This is a genomic window from Kurthia massiliensis, assembly GCF_000285555.1.
Taxonomy (GTDB): domain Bacteria; phylum Bacillota; class Bacilli; order Bacillales_A; family Planococcaceae; genus Kurthia; species Kurthia massiliensis.
In genome coordinates this window covers 239,492-255,846 of record NZ_HE611000.1, presented here as the reverse complement: position 1 = coordinate 255,846, position 16,355 = coordinate 239,492, and the positions used below count along the sequence as shown (strand labels likewise).

The 16,355-nt window shown below is 37.0% G+C and carries 17 protein-coding genes and 2 pseudogenes; 10 read left to right on the top strand and 9 right to left on the bottom strand.

The features are described 5' to 3' along the window. The first annotated feature begins 129 nt into the window (after window positions 1-129). Both KMHG_RS19145 and KMHG_RS12675 read left to right on the top strand, forming a co-directional pair. Window positions 130-300, top strand: a complete 171-nt coding sequence (locus KMHG_RS19145) for a hypothetical protein (RefSeq protein ID WP_154647377.1) — start codon at window positions 130-132, stop codon at window positions 298-300. Window positions 301-370: 70 nt separating this feature from the next. Next, window positions 371-1,042: a hypothetical protein gene (locus KMHG_RS12675; RefSeq protein ID WP_010290033.1), complete on the top strand. Its 672-nt coding sequence runs from the start codon at window positions 371-373 to the stop codon at window positions 1,040-1,042. A gap of 70 nt (window positions 1,043-1,112) precedes the next feature. Here the strand turns inward: KMHG_RS12675 and KMHG_RS12670 are convergent, their stop codons facing one another. Further along, window positions 1,113-1,334, bottom strand: coding sequence for a hypothetical protein (locus KMHG_RS12670; protein WP_010290030.1), 222 nt, complete (start codon window positions 1,332-1,334; stop codon window positions 1,113-1,115). A gap of 86 nt (window positions 1,335-1,420) precedes the next feature. Then, window positions 1,421-1,831: a hypothetical protein gene (locus tag KMHG_RS12665; RefSeq protein ID WP_010290029.1), complete on the bottom strand. Its 411-nt coding sequence runs from the start codon at window positions 1,829-1,831 to the stop codon at window positions 1,421-1,423. A 236-nt stretch (window positions 1,832-2,067) separates the two neighbouring features. Here KMHG_RS12665 and KMHG_RS12660 point away from each other — a divergent pair, with 236 nt between their 5' ends. The 5 genes from KMHG_RS12660 (at window position 2,068) to KMHG_RS12640 (ending at window position 5,920) form a co-directional block, all read left to right on the top strand. Beyond that, complete coding sequence (locus KMHG_RS12660) at window positions 2,068-2,886, top strand: hypothetical protein (RefSeq protein ID WP_010290028.1); 819 nt, start codon at window positions 2,068-2,070, stop codon at window positions 2,884-2,886. 66 nt (window positions 2,887-2,952) lie between these two features. Next, complete coding sequence (locus tag KMHG_RS12655; RefSeq protein ID WP_010290027.1) at window positions 2,953-3,582, top strand: peptidylprolyl isomerase; 630 nt, start codon at window positions 2,953-2,955, stop codon at window positions 3,580-3,582. 97 nt (window positions 3,583-3,679) lie between these two features. Further along, on the top strand, window positions 3,680-4,210 hold the full coding sequence (locus KMHG_RS12650) for a sigma-70 family RNA polymerase sigma factor (RefSeq protein WP_010290026.1): 531 nt from the start codon (window positions 3,680-3,682) through the stop codon (window positions 4,208-4,210). Then, window positions 4,210-4,599: a helix-turn-helix transcriptional regulator gene (locus KMHG_RS18015; protein ID WP_010290025.1), complete on the top strand. Its 390-nt coding sequence runs from the start codon at window positions 4,210-4,212 to the stop codon at window positions 4,597-4,599. Before KMHG_RS12650 ends, KMHG_RS18015 begins: the two co-directional genes overlap by 1 nt. Next, a complete protein-coding gene (locus KMHG_RS12640; protein ID WP_010290024.1) occupies window positions 4,589-5,920 on the top strand; it encodes an FtsW/RodA/SpoVE family cell cycle protein in 1,332 nt (443 codons plus the stop codon). The genes KMHG_RS18015 and KMHG_RS12640 overlap by 11 nt, the downstream gene beginning before the upstream one ends. On the opposite strand, the gene KMHG_RS12635 is transcribed toward KMHG_RS12640, so the two are convergent. From KMHG_RS12635 to KMHG_RS18010, 6 genes and pseudogenes are all read right to left on the bottom strand, one after another. Continuing rightward, complete coding sequence (locus KMHG_RS12635; RefSeq protein WP_147608218.1) at window positions 5,915-8,422, bottom strand: YfhO family protein; 2,508 nt, start codon at window positions 8,420-8,422, stop codon at window positions 5,915-5,917. The two genes, KMHG_RS12640 and KMHG_RS12635, sit on opposite strands and share 6 nt — an antisense overlap. 110 nt (window positions 8,423-8,532) lie before the next feature. Beyond that, window positions 8,533-8,820, bottom strand: coding sequence for a hypothetical protein (locus KMHG_RS12630; RefSeq protein ID WP_010290021.1), 288 nt, complete (start codon window positions 8,818-8,820; stop codon window positions 8,533-8,535). 599 nt (window positions 8,821-9,419) lie between these two features. Beyond that, on the bottom strand, window positions 9,420-9,890 hold the full coding sequence (locus tag KMHG_RS12625; protein ID WP_010290019.1) for a 2-oxo-4-hydroxy-4-carboxy-5-ureidoimidazoline decarboxylase: 471 nt from the start codon (window positions 9,888-9,890) through the stop codon (window positions 9,420-9,422). A 152-nt stretch (window positions 9,891-10,042) separates the two neighbouring features. Continuing rightward, a pseudogene (locus KMHG_RS19940) lies at window positions 10,043-10,363 on the bottom strand (methyl-accepting chemotaxis protein); the annotation flags it as partial. Between the two features lie 195 nt (window positions 10,364-10,558). Next, window positions 10,559-11,389: pseudogene (locus KMHG_RS19935) on the bottom strand (PAS domain-containing protein); the annotation flags it as partial. A 373-nt stretch (window positions 11,390-11,762) separates the two neighbouring features. Further along, complete coding sequence (locus tag KMHG_RS18010) at window positions 11,763-12,794, bottom strand: aldose epimerase family protein (protein ID WP_010290011.1); 1,032 nt, start codon at window positions 12,792-12,794, stop codon at window positions 11,763-11,765. Between the two features lie 98 nt (window positions 12,795-12,892). Here KMHG_RS18010 and KMHG_RS12610 point away from each other — a divergent pair, with 98 nt between their 5' ends. Further along, a complete protein-coding gene (locus KMHG_RS12610; protein ID WP_010290009.1) occupies window positions 12,893-13,984 on the top strand; it encodes a GntR family transcriptional regulator in 1,092 nt (363 codons plus the stop codon). A 101-nt stretch (window positions 13,985-14,085) separates the two neighbouring features. On the opposite strand, the gene KMHG_RS12605 is transcribed toward KMHG_RS12610, so the two are convergent. Next, window positions 14,086-15,501: a sugar porter family MFS transporter gene (locus KMHG_RS12605; protein ID WP_010290008.1), complete on the bottom strand. Its 1,416-nt coding sequence runs from the start codon at window positions 15,499-15,501 to the stop codon at window positions 14,086-14,088. A 223-nt stretch (window positions 15,502-15,724) separates the two neighbouring features. Here KMHG_RS12605 and KMHG_RS18005 point away from each other — a divergent pair, with 223 nt between their 5' ends. Both KMHG_RS18005 and KMHG_RS12595 read left to right on the top strand, forming a co-directional pair. Next, a complete protein-coding gene (locus KMHG_RS18005) occupies window positions 15,725-15,982 on the top strand; it encodes a hypothetical protein (protein ID WP_010290007.1) in 258 nt (85 codons plus the stop codon). Between the two features lie 130 nt (window positions 15,983-16,112). Further along, window positions 16,113-16,355 (top strand): helix-turn-helix domain-containing protein (locus tag KMHG_RS12595; RefSeq protein ID WP_010290005.1); only part of this gene is annotated, 243 nt, incomplete at its 3' end.

Sequence of the window (16,355 nt, the reverse complement as noted above, 5' to 3'; positions counted from 1 at the left end):
TGTTAAAATAGAACATAGTAAGTATCGATCGTCATAACGCATTTAATAACAGTTTGTCATCATTTGCTATTCAAAAGTGTATAGCATTTTGTTAGTATGTTCCTTCGAAAGATGAAGGGAGGTCACAGTATGGAAAGTTATGTTGAACAATTGTGGACAATGATGATGCAAGAACAATTTGCACCTCAATACGGTTCATTGTATGCGATGAAGCAAGCGCTACAAGCAGCACATCCAGAAGAAGCTACGATCGTCGCACAAGCGTACGAAGTTGTGCGTAAACAATTGATCGGTTCATAAATTTTTTGACCAACTTTCGATACTTGCTTATAATAGGCACAGTAATCATAAGGAAAAGTAGGTATAGAAAATGGTAATGAATTTGATTTTACTGATTTTCGTGACAGTGATTAACGTTTTCACGTTGTTTTGGGACAAATACGTCTATAAAATGAAAGAACGCCAACTTGAAAATGCGAATCAAAGTGCGATTGATCATTTAACGAAAGGTACGGAAATCCGTATTGGTAAACCGTTAACCGAAGAAGAGAAAGATGCAATTCGTTTAGAATTAGAAGAAGCGCGTCGTGAACCATTTTTTAAACGTATTAGTGGTTTAAGTAAAATATTATTTTTGATTAATATTTTATTACTCATTACAGTCGTGTACGGTTATTACCAAAAAAATGATAGCGTTCAATTGCAGAAGGAATACGATGCGATTGAATATACACAAAACTATACAGCTTATACTTACGGAGGCAATACGCCTGAAATTACCGATAAAACGAAAATTGAAACAGTACGCTTGTATCAAACGAAAATTAACGGTGATTTTTATGTAAAAGGCTATAGTGCTTATAGCGGAAACTTTTATTTGAAATTAACACAAGCAGATCAAGAAGATGCATCGTTAAAAATGAAAGAACAACCTGAAACAGTTGCTGTTAGTGGCGTGACTGTTTACAAAGGTACATTGCTAATTGATAAGAAAAAGAAAGAAATTAGCTTCTTACCTTACGGGTATAAAAAAGAAAAGTAACACATAAAAAAGCTGACAGGGAAAAATCCTTGTCAGCTTTTTGCATGTATGAATAAATGCGGTATCTTAACTATTTTGCTTGGTCGTCTGTAGTGTCTTTTTCTTCGTCACTCGTTTGCATAGACGACGTGTACAATTCTAATGCAGAGCTACTAATCGTTACCGTATCAGTATGCGCATTGCTAGCAGTTGTTTCTTTTGAATCGGCCTCTGTCATTAACGTTTGTGGTTTTGTTAAGGCATTTGATGTCGTTGCAAGTGTAGACTGAATGTTATTTAAATTAACATACATTCTCATCACCTCCACGACGATTATACGTCTCTTATACGTCAGGAGTGAGTCAAAAGATATAAAACTTTAGAACCGCAAATATATATTTATTGAATAGATGCAAGATCGCGCTGCGTCAGCATTTTAAATAGTTTTTGTGACATTTGGCGATCCAATTGGGCATAACGATTTGTTGCGGGCACGATAATTTCTAGACGGTCTTTATGAGGACTTAACCAAATTTCGTAAACAGGCGTTTTTGCATCGGTTAATGAATTTGAAAACTGCACTTTATAATCCGCAGGGCGTGCTTTACCGATACTCACAGATTGCCAATCGACATCATTTAATAATGCAATTGTTTCCTTCGCACTCGTCGTATTGATAGATGTACGATAATCTTGGTCTGTATAGGTTTCGATATTAATACGCTGTTCAATATTTTGTTTTGTAGATTGACATCCTGCGAGTCCTACAACTGAAATCGCTAAAGACAACACGATTTTCAAATGTTGCACATGCTTCACCTCTTACGTAATTTTTCGATGAGATTATCATAGCAAAAAAATAATAAAAATCGTATGTATGAAAATTTAAGTAATAGATAATGGAACAAAAAAGTGGATTTAGCGCAAATAAATACGATATTAAAGTAGAGAAAATGAGTAAAATTAATTATTTTTATTTTCCGTTAATTATTTTGTGGAATCGTTGTATAATGAAGGTACTATAATTGGACTAGGAGCTAAAAACCATGACAATTGCAATGCAAGTCAAACAACTTGTGTCGATGGCACGTTTTAATGAAGCGCTAGCGCTTGGAGAACAACGTTTAGTCGAGGTAACTGGGAAAGAAAAACAATTACTGTTGCAGTCGTGTTTTATTAGTGCACGGAATTTGGGCGAAGGTGCTTTAACGAAAAAGTATTATGAGCAGTTTCAACGAGAACTTCATGCGTGCCAAACGTTTGAAGAAGAGTTAGCATATTTACACGTTGAAATCATTTACGCGCTTATGTTACATGATGTAGGTCATGCGCGTGAAAAAATTAAGCGCTTTCATTTGTTGACGGCGAATGTACAAGACCAACCTATTGTTGCATATACAGCAGGGGCCATCTTATACTATCAAATTTTATATTTTTATGAAGTAGATGAATATGTAAATGCGATTAAATTGTACAATGATATTCACCCGAATATGATGGCGCAAATTTCGATGGAAAATCCTGCATTGTATTTACACATTCACAGTTATTTGGCGAGCGCGTACATTCATTTATCAAAGTGGCGCACAGCTGAGCAACTATTACGGGAGCTAGAAACGCTAGAATTATCAAAAACAAAACCACAGCTTGGGGCGAAATGTGCGTTGATGCAGCAATTTTTAAACTATGCGCTCTATCGCACACCGATTGATTTCGCACAATGTGAAACGTTATTTGAAGCGTGTCAGCCATTTGAACGCTTAACGTATAACTGTTTGATGAAAGATATGCGCTATATGCTGGCGCAAAAGCCGAATGACGCAATGCAGCAATTATATGAGCAGTGGTGCCATACCGCGTGTTAAAGAAACCGTCACAAAGCGGTTTCTTTTTTTGTATAATAGAAAAGAATGTATAAGAGGGGGATTTTAATGAAACAGATCGGATTAATCGTTGTACTGATGATCGCAGCTGTCTTAGCAGCATGTGGGAACGAACAAAAAGAAGCAACGAAAACAAACACAACATACGCAAAAGATGTAAAAGAAAATCCAGTCGTTACGATTACGATGGCAAACGATGAAAAAATTGTGATGGAGCTCTATCCAAAAATTGCGCCGAATACGGTTGCAAACTTTATTTCATTAGTAGAGGCTGGAAAATATGACGGCTTAACGTTCCACCGCGTTATCCCGGAATTTATGATTCAAGGTGGCGACCCAGAAGGGAATGGTCAAGGTGGTCCTGGCTATACGATTGACGGGGAATTTAGCGAAAATGATTTTGATAATACGTTGAAACATGAACGTGGCATCGTGTCTATGGCACGCGCAAGCGACCCGAACTCTGCAGGTTCTCAATTTTTCATCATGGTTGCAGATAATGCACAATTAGATGGTAAATATGCAGCGTTTGGTAAAGTCATTAAAGGAATGGATACAGTTGATGAGATTGTCAACGTATCAACAGATGCAAATGACAAACCGACAACAGATGAAGTGATGAAAAAAGTCACAGTCGATACGAAAGGTTTTGACTATCCAACTCCGAATAAAAACTAGTATAAAAAGCTGCAAATGCGCAGCTTTTTATTTTTTTGAAAAAAACCAAACTATCGCAAAATGACACTCGTCTAATATAGAGAAAGGAGAGAAATAGATGGCATATACTATTGAACAGATGAAAGAAATTCCACATGAATTAATAATCGATGAGCTAATGCAAGATTATGGACAAGAAATTGTACAGCTCATGTTACAATACGTACACCAATTTTCTCTAGCAGAAGATTTAGCACAAGAAGTGTTTGTAAAATGTTATAAAGCATTGCCAACGTTTCAATATAATTCGTCGATAAAAACGTGGCTATGGCGCATTGCGATTAACCATGCAAAAGATTATTTGAAAAGTTGGTACGCTAAAAATGTTGCAGTACAGCAAGATGATCTTTTTGCAAAAGTACCGACAGCAGATGTTGAACAACAAGTGATCCAAAAATTAGCAGATGCTGAATTAGCACGTGAAGTGTTTGCATTGCCATTAAAATATCGTGAAGTCATTTATTTATGCTATTACGAAGAACGAACAATGAAAGATATTGCTGAAGTATTACAAATAAATGAGAATACCGTAAAGACGAGGCTACGAAAAGCAAAACAATTATTAAAAAAGCGATTGGAGGCACTATAATGGAAGATCGTTTAAAACAATTAAAGCAATCATTAAAATCTACAGCATTCGGACAAGCGACTTTTACAAAACAAAGATCAGTACATCAATATATTCAAAAAGAAACGCTACAACAACATATACTGAGCCTCGTTGAAACACCAAAGTCAGGCATAGATGTAACGACACATTTATATATGCGTGGTCAATTAAAACAGGAGGAGCAAGAAGGAATCGTTTATACAATTTTACATGAAGCTGTACAAGCAGGCTGGCTCCAAGCGTATTGGGAAGAAGATGTGAAATATTATGTTTTAACGAAATTAGGCAAGCAATCTCTTCACGAGCGAGAGAAACGACCATTCCATTCAATTTCAACGCTATTAGGAGGGCATGTACGTGTCGAGTAAAATGTTTTTAAAAAATGTCACGCAGTATATTCACTCCAAGGAGGCAAAACAACACGTTACGAAAGAATTGGAACATCATTTAAATGTAACGACAATCAATTTAATGAAGCATGGTTTCACGAAAGTAGAGGCAGAAGAAAAAGCTGTAGCACAGATGGGTTCACCAATGACACTTGGAAAATCAATGAATCGTATTTATAAACCTAAGTGGGATATGTGGTTAATTGGGGGTGTAGTGCTGTTATTAATCCTGAGTTTTTTACAATTATCTTCGGTAGATTATACGTTCCAATTTGGGCATGATTTAAAAGATAGTTACATGCGAAGGCAAGTGATTTACGTCTTATTAGCGTTAGGAATAATATTTGCATGTACGTTTTACGACTATCGTCGACTTAAGAAATATAGTGTATTTTTATATGGGGTGGCAGCACTTGGTCTAGTATGGTTAAATGTAGCACCTAACTATTTTTTAAATGGAGAAAGTTTATTAAAATTCGGCCCATTTGTTATTCATGCTTGGACATTGCTGCCTTTGATTACAATTGGCCTCGCAGGTTTATGTACGTATACAGCGTTTAAATGGTGGCATTTTATCGCGCTTTATATTGTAACCGTGATTGCTTTTCTAAATGTACCGAATATGACAGTCGCTTTTCTTTATAGCTGTATTGCGGCGGTTCTTTTTACGTATAGTACATTTTCGAAGAAAGTAAAATATATAGGTTGGTCATTAGCAATCTTTGCATTGTTTATTGTAAGTGCATATTTGGTATATATATATCGTTATACAGATCAAGTTTATCAGCTAACGCGTATCCATTCATTTCTACATCCGGAGTTGTATGAAGGTGATTATGGACATGATATAATTACATTAAATATGGTACTTGGAGATGCTGGCTGGTTTGGTGCTTCAGATAACATGCCATTTTTTGGTGCTTCAGATAACATGCCATTTTTTGGTGCACATACAGATTATGCACTCGTTCAATTAATTCATGCGTATGGTTATAGTGCAGGGTTGGCTGTTATTATATGCATCATTTTGATTGCTATACGTATTTTGTATATCGTACGTACGATGCCTTCTTCTTTCGGTAAATATATTGTTATAAGTGCTGCAACATTGTATATTACACAAAGTGTATATTCAGTTTTGATGATTGTTGGGTTATTGCCACTTATTGATATACCATTACCTTTTATTAGTTACGGTGCTACATCGTTATTTATAAATGCGATGCTAATTGGCTTTATTTCAAGTGTTTATCGTCGAAAAATGTTTTTACAGTTGTCATTAAAAAAAGCTTCCCTATGACGGAAGCTTTTTTCGTTGACGCCATTGCCAAATGATGAAAATGATGAGCGATAAGATTGAGAGTGGAATCGTGATGTTCCAAGTCGGTGGCTTATAATGCAGTTCAATGACGTTTTTACCTTTTTTAAGGGGCAGTCCGATGAAACCGTAATTAACGTGTTGAATATGCACCCGTTCACCGTTTATTTTTGCATGCCAACCATTTTCAAAAGGAATCGGTGTGACGAGCATGTTGCCTTTTTGTGCATAGACCGTACCGCTTGCCTTTGCATTGTCCCAATGAATAGGTGCAGCAACGGCTTGTTTGACAGCGCGATTTAACGTTTTATAATTTTCACCGTAAATTTGTAAATGATTGAGCGTATATTGCCCTTTCGGTAATTCAATCGTAACCGTATCCGTTGCACGCACCGCAATCGTCATTTGTTGATACCCCGTCGCATAGCGGTTATTAAGAGCGCGTCGTGCCGTCTCATAGTCATTCACTTTTACTTTAAACGCACGTGTTGAGTCAACGGGTGTTAATGAAAATTGTACGTACAATGTTTTTGCATCATTACGTGGTAGTTGAATGTGTAACTTCCCAGGAAACTTCCGCTTCGGAACAGTTAATTGGTCGCCCATTCTCGTGCCATTTTCAAATGTGATACGTTGCGGTTTTAACGGCTTCGCAATTGGCACTTTCTCTAAACCGATTGATGTAATCGCACCTGTAAGCATCGCATGTTCGCGTGTTAACATGGCTTGATCGCTAAAGCCATCTTCATGATACAGCTTGTCGACGACGCGAAATGCCGGCAAAATGCGTTTATTTTCGTATATCGTAAAATGCGTACCCGTCTTTACAGGACTGTAGCCATAAGGGACATTTTCGTATTGCTGGTCACGTATATAATATTGCGTGTGAAATAACGCTAATAAATTCGTTCGATCTCCGAGTGTACGATAGCGGCTCACACTTTCGCGACCTGTATCAATTTGTAAATCGCGCATATACATATACATTAACTCACCGTTAATAATACTCGAATACGCACTTAAGCCATTCATATCATAGAGGAGTGGCGTATTTTCTCGAAATACATTCGACCAGTCAACTTTCGCTTGAGGATCGACGGCAGTCGTCTGTACATAGTTCATCATGTGATCTATTTCCTCACTCATAAACTTATTAGACTGAATGTAGTTGCTATTCGCGTATTGGGTTTTCGGAAATAGCGTCGTTTGAAAAATATTCGCATATACGATTAAAAAACAAAGTATTGTCATACCGACTGCATAGTGACGTTTGCATAAAAGTGAACCGATTATTAACCATAAAAGCGCTAACCATATAAGGGGTGCCGTCCATGTGTGTGTCCATACACTGACGATGATCACCATCATACCTGCGATCGTTAAAGCAATCCACCAATGTTTTTTACGAATGATACTTAAATGGGCAATGACAATCGTTACTAATCCTGCATACCCGAGCGTGATCATCGGTGTCCACCGTGTATTTGGCGCAGAAAAACCGTTAAAAAAGCTGCCAATTAGTGGGCTAAAATAACAAACGGTACCAATGATACTAATGAATGCAAAGAAACGGAATGCTCGCACGTGATACAATGGTAAACATAAAAAGACGATGACAAAAATCGGTAGCCATAAAGAATCTGATGATGTCGAGAATAGATTTTTAAAACCGTCTATAAGTGGAATTTCTTGCGTATATGGTGGACGTTTCGTATCTAAAAAAGCGAAAGTTGCGGGCATAAAGACGAAGCTACTTAGCCCAAATGCGAGACCACTTCCAGCGATGTAGCGTATGAGTTGTGCGATGATGTTGCGCTCGTTTTTTTCGCGCACGCACCAACGTAGCAAGATGTAAACGATTGTTAAAATGGCAATAATATAAGCGATGTAAAAGTTACTAATAAGTAATAGCGTTGTACTAATGACGAACCATGTTGTTGCACGATGATGCATGACACGTTCGACGCCAATCAAGACGAATGGAAGCCAAAAAGCGATATCTGCTAAAATATCGACCATCGTTTGATTTTTAAAGAAAAATGGACTAATACTATAAACAGCTGCGCCGACGAATGCAGCCCATTTCATTTTTGTAAAATACGTCAGCAAATAATAGCTGACAAAAAAGATCGCTAATTGTTTTACCATGCTCATCGGTATGAGTAATAACAGCCATGTGTGAATCGTCGTTTCAAAAGGCCAAATTGTAAAGAAAATATACCAAGGGATCATGAAAAGATTCGTCATGTAATAGTAATTGAGTTGTGCAAATATGCCGCCACCAAAACCAAAGGCATCGTCATATGTAATTTGCCACGTTTCATATTGTTGGAGAATGTATTGTTTAAACGTCAGCATTTGTGATAAGCCATCTCCAAAACCAACCATGTAATAACCTTGCGTGAAGCGCCATACATAATAGGCATGTGCAAAGAGCACAACGACACATGCACCGAGAAAAATCGTCCATCGGTATGTTTTCATCACAGTACAACACCTCCCTATTAGATTATTTCCATAGGAGGTGTGAATGAAACGGATAATTATGAATAAAAAAGAAATTTTGTTAATTTTTTACTAAAAGTAAAGTTTTTCTATGATTTATGAAGGGTGTCTTTCGGATAGCGACTGTCATGTAGCGGGTTATAGTAATAAGCTTCTTCCGTACCGTCAGCAAATGTTAAACCAATCGCAACCGGCTTTTGCAAACCATCTCCAATTGTTTTAACAGTCGTTGCAGCATCTTCTAAATGCTCAGCATAGCCAAAGCCTTCTGGAAAGTCCACATCGTTATGGTCAATAATCGTTAAGAGTTGTTGGTAAATGGATGCGTCATCGTATGAGACATCATGGCTATATGGTTGGACAAGTAAAATGTTCATGTAAATCCCTCTTTTAAGTAGTTTGCATTTTCTGAATATTTTGCAGGTCTATGTTATCACGAAAGGGGTAGGTTTTGTAAATATTTTACCTATATACTTCTTTTGTATGGGAATTATCTCATATCAAGAATAGTTAAAAATATATTAATTAGTTAATCAATTAACTGATTAACTAATTAATATATTCGAAAATAAAAGCCTATCATCGCGATAGGCTTCTGTCGTTTAAGTATAGGAAGGGGAAGTATTGCCATGTAGCGTTCTTTGCTACAAAAGTTAGTGCTCGTTTCACTAACAATAAGGTGAAAAATGGAGGTGTGACGATACATTGCGCAAGACCGGTAAAAACAATGAGGGCAGCACGTTTTACCGTTAAACGTCTGATCGAGGTAGGGCAACGTCGATACGCAAAAATATGTGTAACACTGCATTTTATCAATCCTTATTTTGTTGATGCTGCTTTTTGGAGCAAAAGCGAGTGTGCAAAGACGATACTCACCTCCTTTCAATGTAAGGTTTGTTATATTCATTATGTTAACAATTTTCACATCATCTGACATTAGTTAAAAGTGCTAAATTTGTGAAATGGTTTGTATAGATTATCTAAATACTGGCGCCGCTTCTGTATGGAATGATTCACGTAAGCGATTAGTAGCGATAAGATGCAACTGAGATAATGCCTCTCGAAATTCTTCTTGTGGTGTATTCGATAACCGCTGTTCAATGATTGTCAGCAAGTCATTAACGGTTTTATGTTTCACAGAAACGATAAATGGAAAATCAAATTTAATGTGATACACCGTATTGAAAAGCATAAAAGCCTCGAATTGATGCGTTTTTAATGTCGGTAACGTTTTGAGTAATTCACCGAGTTGTGGCTGCATTTGTAGGAGCGATAATTTTTCTGATAGAGAGGCCGTATCCATTGTATGAACAAACGTGCGAATCAGCTCTTTTTTTGAGCGAAACGCGCGATTAGCTAAAGCGCGATGTGCAACCCATGAAGCGCCATATATATGTGCGAAATTAGCAGGCGCATAATGAATGGAAGTTTTCGTCATTGTTTTCATCCGATCACCTTTTCTTTATGTTAGATTTTCTTACATGATAAAGGATATTCAGACAACCGACATTAGATAAAGTGCTACAAAATGTGCCAGTCTTTAGACATCATCACTAAAAAAGGACACCCGCTACATGCGAATGTCCTTTTTTAGTGTGATTAATGTGTTTTTGCAAAGTCTACTAAGTCATTTGACATCGCGTCGATTTCTTCGACCGATGCATTCACTTGTTGTGCAAGTGCTGCTTGCGCTTGCGCTAAATCATTTAAGATGGTCATCTGTTGCATAATCAGATCAATTGCTTCTTTCATTTCATGTAAACTTTCCTCGATGTTGCCTGTTGCTTGTGCGGAGTTATCTGCAAGTTTACGCACTTCATCTGCAACGACGCTAAATCCTTTACCGTGTTCACCGGCACGAGCTGCTTCAATTGCAGCATTTAAGCCGAGTAAATTCGTTTGGTCCGCAATCCCTTTAATGAATGATGTTACTTCTCGTGTTTCTTCCGCTAACGTTTTCGCATGTGTCGCAGATTCAGTCGTTTTTTCCTGTGATGTTGCAAGTTGTTGTGCTTGTATCGAAATTTCATTGACGCCGTTCACCATTTCATTAATGGACATCGCTAACTCTTCCATACGGCTAGATGTTTCTTCAATATTGATTTCTTTTTGTTTAATATGTTCAATATTACGAATTGTACCAGCAACGCGAATAGGACGACCTGATTCGTCACGTTGTGTTTCACCATTCGCTTGGAACCAAATGTATTCACCATCTTTCATACGAAGACGATATTCCTCAGAAAATGGTGTGCGGCCAGAACGGTCATCTAAATGCGCCGCAAAAGCAGCAAATGTACGTTCTACATCATCTGGGTGCAACTTGTCACTCCATGATGTCATTTCGTTCGGGAAGTCTTGTTCGTTTGAATATTTCAACATATGACGGAATTGATCTGAGAACCACCACGTATTTTTTGAAAAATCGGTACTTGAGTGGTCCATTAACATATCCCATGGTGCTTCTTCTAACACGCGTTCAATTAAATCGTAACGTTTTACGTAAGCGTCCAATGAACTTTTTTGTAAGATTTCTTCATGAACATCGCGTGTAGAAGCAAATAATTGTATGATTTGACCTTGTGCATTACGTTTAGATTCAGCTGTTAGTTGCATCCAACGATACTCACCGTTCGCTTGACGAATACGATGCACAATATCTAATTTTGCTTTACCGGTAGTGTCTGCTAAATATCGTTGGAAAGCTTTTAAAATATGTGAACGGTCATCTTCATGCATTAATTGTGATAAGTCTTTCAATGTCGTAATTGCATTTGCGTTATTGTAGCCGAGTAAATGTAACAATTGGTTTGAAATGAAAAATTCATTTTTAGGGTCCCATAAATCTTTACCATGAACATGTAACTCCCAAGGACCTGAGTTCGTCGCTTTTTGTAAGTTACTAAAGCGTGTTTTTACTTCTAATAACGCCTGTTCATGTACCATTTCACGTTCATTTAATAAATGAATGAGCTCATTTAGCTGTTCGTGATTGGTGTTAATAGAAAGCTCCTCAAATTGCTCCTCTTTTAATTGGTGTTTCAGTTGTTCAATCAACGGACTTAAGTCCATTGTTTTGTTTTTTTTGGTAAACATATGATACTCCTCTATTGTAAACTTGGTATGTAAATAGTATCAAAAATCATAACGTTAAACAATTACTTTTTTGATATTTATCTAATTGTTAAAATGGAAAAATACATTATTTTATTCCTATTGAACAATTAAATGTACATATATAATGTAAATGGAATAAAAATATAAATAATAAAAACCCTAGCTATTGGAAATAGATAGGGCAAATAAATATTACGGAGCTTTATTTTTCAATCGTTGAAAATTTGAAAATCGTATAATACTGATAGCGTTCATTCGGTTGTAATGTAGATGCTGTACGTTGGTAGCGCATTGAATAAGGTTCTAATTGTGTTTCAAAACAAATAGCACTATGTTTTTTTGCTTGTTCACCATTCGTTAACGTCACAGATTCATCAATGCTATTTCCCGTATAAACGACAGCTACAGGATAATCTGTTTCTACTTCTAACATACGACCTACGTGTGGCTCTGTTAAACGAATTTGAGGTGTTGCGCCGATTAAATGGAATGGATGGTCAAAACCATTTACGAGTGTTGCTTGTGCATCTTCAGACGTGAAAATATGTGCAAGTAATTTTTCTTGATTGTAATCAAAGTCCGTATTACGTACCGCTTTTGCGTACGTCGGAATCGAATCATCTGCAAGTTGTAAATAATAATCGCTATGCAATTCTAGCGTATGATCATCAATTTGCGTTGATAAATGACCGCTTAAATTGAAATAACTATGGTTCGTTAAGTTAAGTACCGTTTCCGCATCTGTCGTGGCATCATAATCTAGACGTAAACTATGGTCTTCAGCAAATGTCATTGTGACAGTTGCAATGACGTGACCAGGAAATTGATTTGCACCATCTGGAGAGGCGATTGTAAAACGAACTGCAATTGCATCCTCAACTTCTTCGACAGTATATTGCCAAATGCTCGTACCGAAGTGACCATCGCCACCATGTAATAAATTATCATTTTCATTAGTCGGTAGTTGAATCATTTGACCACCGACTTCAATTTTTGCGCGGTCAATGCGGCCAGCGTGACGACCGATTGTTGCACCGAAAACCATCGTATTGTTTAAATAATGTTCGACATCTTGATAGCCGAGAACGACATTACCGAGTTCACCGTTTTTATCCGGTACCCAAAGTTCCACAATTGACGCGCCTGCATTTGTTAATACCGCTTTTGCACCATCTGTTGTTGTGATGTCAATCGTATGAAGTGCATCTGTATGCTTTGTGATTGTATAATTCATTATGTCTACTCCTATCTTGGAAAAGATTTGTACGAATAAATTTCTGTTTATAGTATACTATAGATAGTACGTATACAGAAGCAACATGAGGTGAACAAATGGAAAAAAAGTATATCATCGTTAAAGATCAGATCAAACAATGGATTGTTGCTGGAAAATATGAGCCACATGAAAAGCTACCGACCGAATCAGAGCTCATGAAACAGTTTGATGTGAGCCGTCATACAGTTCGTCGTGCAATTAGTGAACTTGAAATTGAACAATACGTTTATAAAATTCAAGGTGGTGGTATGTACATTTCAAATTGGACAGAACAACAATTACCACATACATTAGAGCATCAACGCACAGTCGCAGTGTTAACAACGCATATTTCAGAATATATTTTCCCGAAAATCATTTCGGGTATCGAGAAGGAATTAGCAGCACATGATTATTCAATGCTGTTAACGAGTACACAAAACAATCGTGAACTCGAGCAAAAAAACTTAGCGAATTTATTGCGTACGAATTTATCGGGTATTATCGTCGAACCGACGCAATCGGCACTAGTATCTGATAATATTGGTTTTTATCGTAATATCGTTGATACGAATATGCCATGTATTATGATTAACGGCCATCTTGAAAACATTCACGTACCGTATTTAGTGATGGATGACGTGAAAGGTGGACGTATCGGTGTCGAATATTTATTGACACAAGGACATACGCGTATTTTAGGCATTTTTAAAACGGACGATGTGCAAGGGATTCATCGTATGAATGGTTTTACACAAGCGTTCCAACAACATACAACCGCTTCCGTCGGTCAATTTGTCGCATATTCCACAAACGACACGATTGAAACGATTTGGCAACGTATTGAGCCATTTTTACAATTGCCAAAAACGCAACGCCCAACTGCTATTTTTTGCTACAACGATGAACTTGCGAGCAATTTAATGAACGTGTTAGTACAAAAAGGTTTCGATGTACCAAATGATTTTTCATTACTCGGTTTTGATGATGCATCGATTGCAGCGCTATTAACACCATCGCTGACGACAATTCGCCACCCACAAGAAGAAATGGGGCGCCAGGCGGCACGTAAAATGATTCAACTCATTGAACAGCGACAAGTCGACAATACGATTTATGAGCCACAATTAATTGTTCGCCAATCAGTGAAAGACATTTCATCATTATAAAAAAAGCTATGACAACACAACGATATGTGTTTGATCATAGCTTTTTTATATTTATACGTACAAAAAAGAGGTAGCCATAAATGACGACCTCTTTTACGTACCTATTTTGCTTTAGGTGTCCAGAATTTTTCAATTTCTTCAAGTGATTTGTTTTTCGTTTCAGGAACGATTGTTAAAACAAAGATGAAGCAAATTACATTGATTGCGGCAAATAATAAATATGTTGACGCAGGACCCCAACCTTTTAACATCATTGGTGTGAATTGACCGATACAGAAGTTTGCACCCCATAAGAAGATCGTTACGACACCAGTAGCACGAGCGCGAAGATAGTTCGGGAAGATTTCTGGAATCATGATCCAAGGAATCGGACCCATTGACATACAGAACGCTGTCACGAAACCGATGATAAAGATTAACGTCATTGTAACGTTTGGTGTGTCTAACGAGAATTGCCAACTCATTAAGCCGGCGAAAATCGCCATTAATAATGAACCGATTGCCATTAATTTTTTACGGCCTGCTGTATCAATTAAGAATACAGCAATGAATGTAGCGATAATGTTGACGATACCGACGATACATGTAGCAACGAAACTACTATTGTCTACGTAACCAAGCATTTTAAAAATTTCTGGACCATAATATGTAATCGAGTTATAGCCAATTGCTTGGTTGAAGATTGCTAAGAAGATACCAACGCCTAGTGCTTTACGTAAGCCTGGTTCTAATAACATTTTCAAACTTGTATTTTTTTCTTCTTTGATAGATTTCTCAATTAATGCAAATTCCTTTGCACCTACTTCAGAACCGTTAATTTTATTCAAAATTAATTTTGCTTCTGCATTGCGACCAACACGTGCTAAATAACGTGGTGATTCTGGTACGAAAATAAGTGTTAATGCAAAAATAATTGCTGGAATGACACCGACTGCTAACATGTAGCGCCAACCAGTTTGAATACCCCAGCTATTGTCGCCCATATTGACGATCCATAAGTTAATGAAGTATGTCGCTGATAAACCGATGATTGTGAACAGTTGGTACATAGAAGAAAGACGACCGCGAATATGTGGCGGTGCGCATTCTGTAATGTATGTTACTGATAGTGCAGAGGCCATCCCGATCCCTAAACCACCAATAATACGTGCGATAATTAAAACCCACACGCTTGAAGCGATTGCTGAAAGTACGGCAGATAATGCGAAAACGATTGCTGCGATAATTAATACTTTCTTACGCCCAATTTTATCCCCTAAGAATCCAGAAAAACCAACGCCGATGACGCCACCTAGCATAATACTAGAAATGACGAAACCTTCCATTGCTGGTGAAAGCGCATACAATTCTTGAATAAAACCGATTGCACCAGAGATTACAGCTGTATCGTAACCGTAAAGCAGACCACCGAGACCGGCAGCTGAAGAAACTAAAATGATAAACCATAGCGAACTGGAAGTACCAGTACTAGCGCTTTCATTTTTCTCTGATGAGTTCTTCGAAGTATTTGTTACCATGAAGACCACCCCTTAAAAAATATGAAATTGTTTGATTATTTCCAATTGAAAGTATTGGAAACGATTACATTGGTAATATAATATTATTCATTCGTATAAAAGTCAACATAATTTTTTAAATTTATTGACTAAACTAAGTTATACGGATTAATTGTTGATTTTTGTACGTACAAATTGTATAGTGGTGGTAATCAATAAAAACATATACAAGAGAGGGATAAAAATGGACAAAAACAAAGCCATTTATCTAGAACCAGAAAAATTTGCGGAATTAGTCGTGTCTTCACATCAAATTAATTCAGAAGATTATGAAGAAATTGCAAAGAAAAAATTAACACTTTATTTAACAGCACTTACATTAGCTGAACGTTTCAATACATTAGAATCTGCGGTACTCGCAAAAGCAGAAACACAAGCAGAATTTAAAAACGCATTAGATCGTTTATTAACACTCGGTGCATTCGGTATGACGAAAGAATAAGTACTGATAATAATTGAAATCGCTTTCATCACATATAAGGAGTAATAAAATAGTAGACAAAAAAATAGACAAATGGGTATATATGTATAAAATGATATCTCGTTAAAATCAGGTGAAAGGATGATAAGGAATGAAGCGGGCTTATAAGCTGGAAATAAAACCAACTGACCGGCAACGTGAAAAACTTATTAGAACTTTTGGTGTATGTCGCTATGTCTACAACATGTATATTGCAACGAATATAACTGCCTATAAAGAAGGAAGATCTTTCATAAGCGGTTATGATTTTTCAAAATGGTTAAACAATATTCACGTGAAGCAGCATCAACAAGATTTGTGGATAAAATCTGTATCGAGTAAAGCGGTAAAGCAA

Bases quoted from the DNA above. Each gene is read 5' to 3' on its own strand.
- KMHG_RS19145 (WP_154647377.1), top strand. From the start codon at position 130: ATGGAAAGTTATGTTGAACAATTGTGGACAATGATGATGCAAGAACAA.
- KMHG_RS12675 (WP_010290033.1), top strand. From the start codon at position 371: ATGGTAATGAATTTGATTTTACTGATTTTCGTGACAGTGATTAACGTT.
- KMHG_RS12670 (WP_010290030.1), bottom strand. From the start codon at position 1,334: ATGTATGTTAATTTAAATAACATTCAGTCTACACTTGCAACGACATCA.
- KMHG_RS12660 (WP_010290028.1), top strand. From the start codon at position 2,068: ATGACAATTGCAATGCAAGTCAAACAACTTGTGTCGATGGCACGTTTT.
- KMHG_RS12655 (WP_010290027.1), top strand. From the start codon at position 2,953: ATGAAACAGATCGGATTAATCGTTGTACTGATGATCGCAGCTGTCTTA.
- KMHG_RS12650 (WP_010290026.1), top strand. From the start codon at position 3,680: ATGGCATATACTATTGAACAGATGAAAGAAATTCCACATGAATTAATA.
- KMHG_RS18015 (WP_010290025.1), top strand. From the start codon at position 4,210: ATGGAAGATCGTTTAAAACAATTAAAGCAATCATTAAAATCTACAGCA.
- KMHG_RS12635 (WP_147608218.1), bottom strand. From the start codon at position 8,422: ATGAAAACATACCGATGGACGATTTTTCTCGGTGCATGTGTCGTTGTG.
- KMHG_RS12630 (WP_010290021.1), bottom strand. From the start codon at position 8,820: ATGAACATTTTACTTGTCCAACCATATAGCCATGATGTCTCATACGAT.
- KMHG_RS12625 (WP_010290019.1), bottom strand. From the start codon at position 9,890: ATGAAAACAATGACGAAAACTTCCATTCATTATGCGCCTGCTAATTTC.
- KMHG_RS18010 (WP_010290011.1), bottom strand. From the start codon at position 12,794: ATGAATTATACAATCACAAAGCATACAGATGCACTTCATACGATTGAC.
- KMHG_RS12610 (WP_010290009.1), top strand. From the start codon at position 12,893: ATGGAAAAAAAGTATATCATCGTTAAAGATCAGATCAAACAATGGATT.
- KMHG_RS12605 (WP_010290008.1), bottom strand. From the start codon at position 15,501: ATGGTAACAAATACTTCGAAGAACTCATCAGAGAAAAATGAAAGCGCT.
- KMHG_RS18005 (WP_010290007.1), top strand. From the start codon at position 15,725: ATGGACAAAAACAAAGCCATTTATCTAGAACCAGAAAAATTTGCGGAA.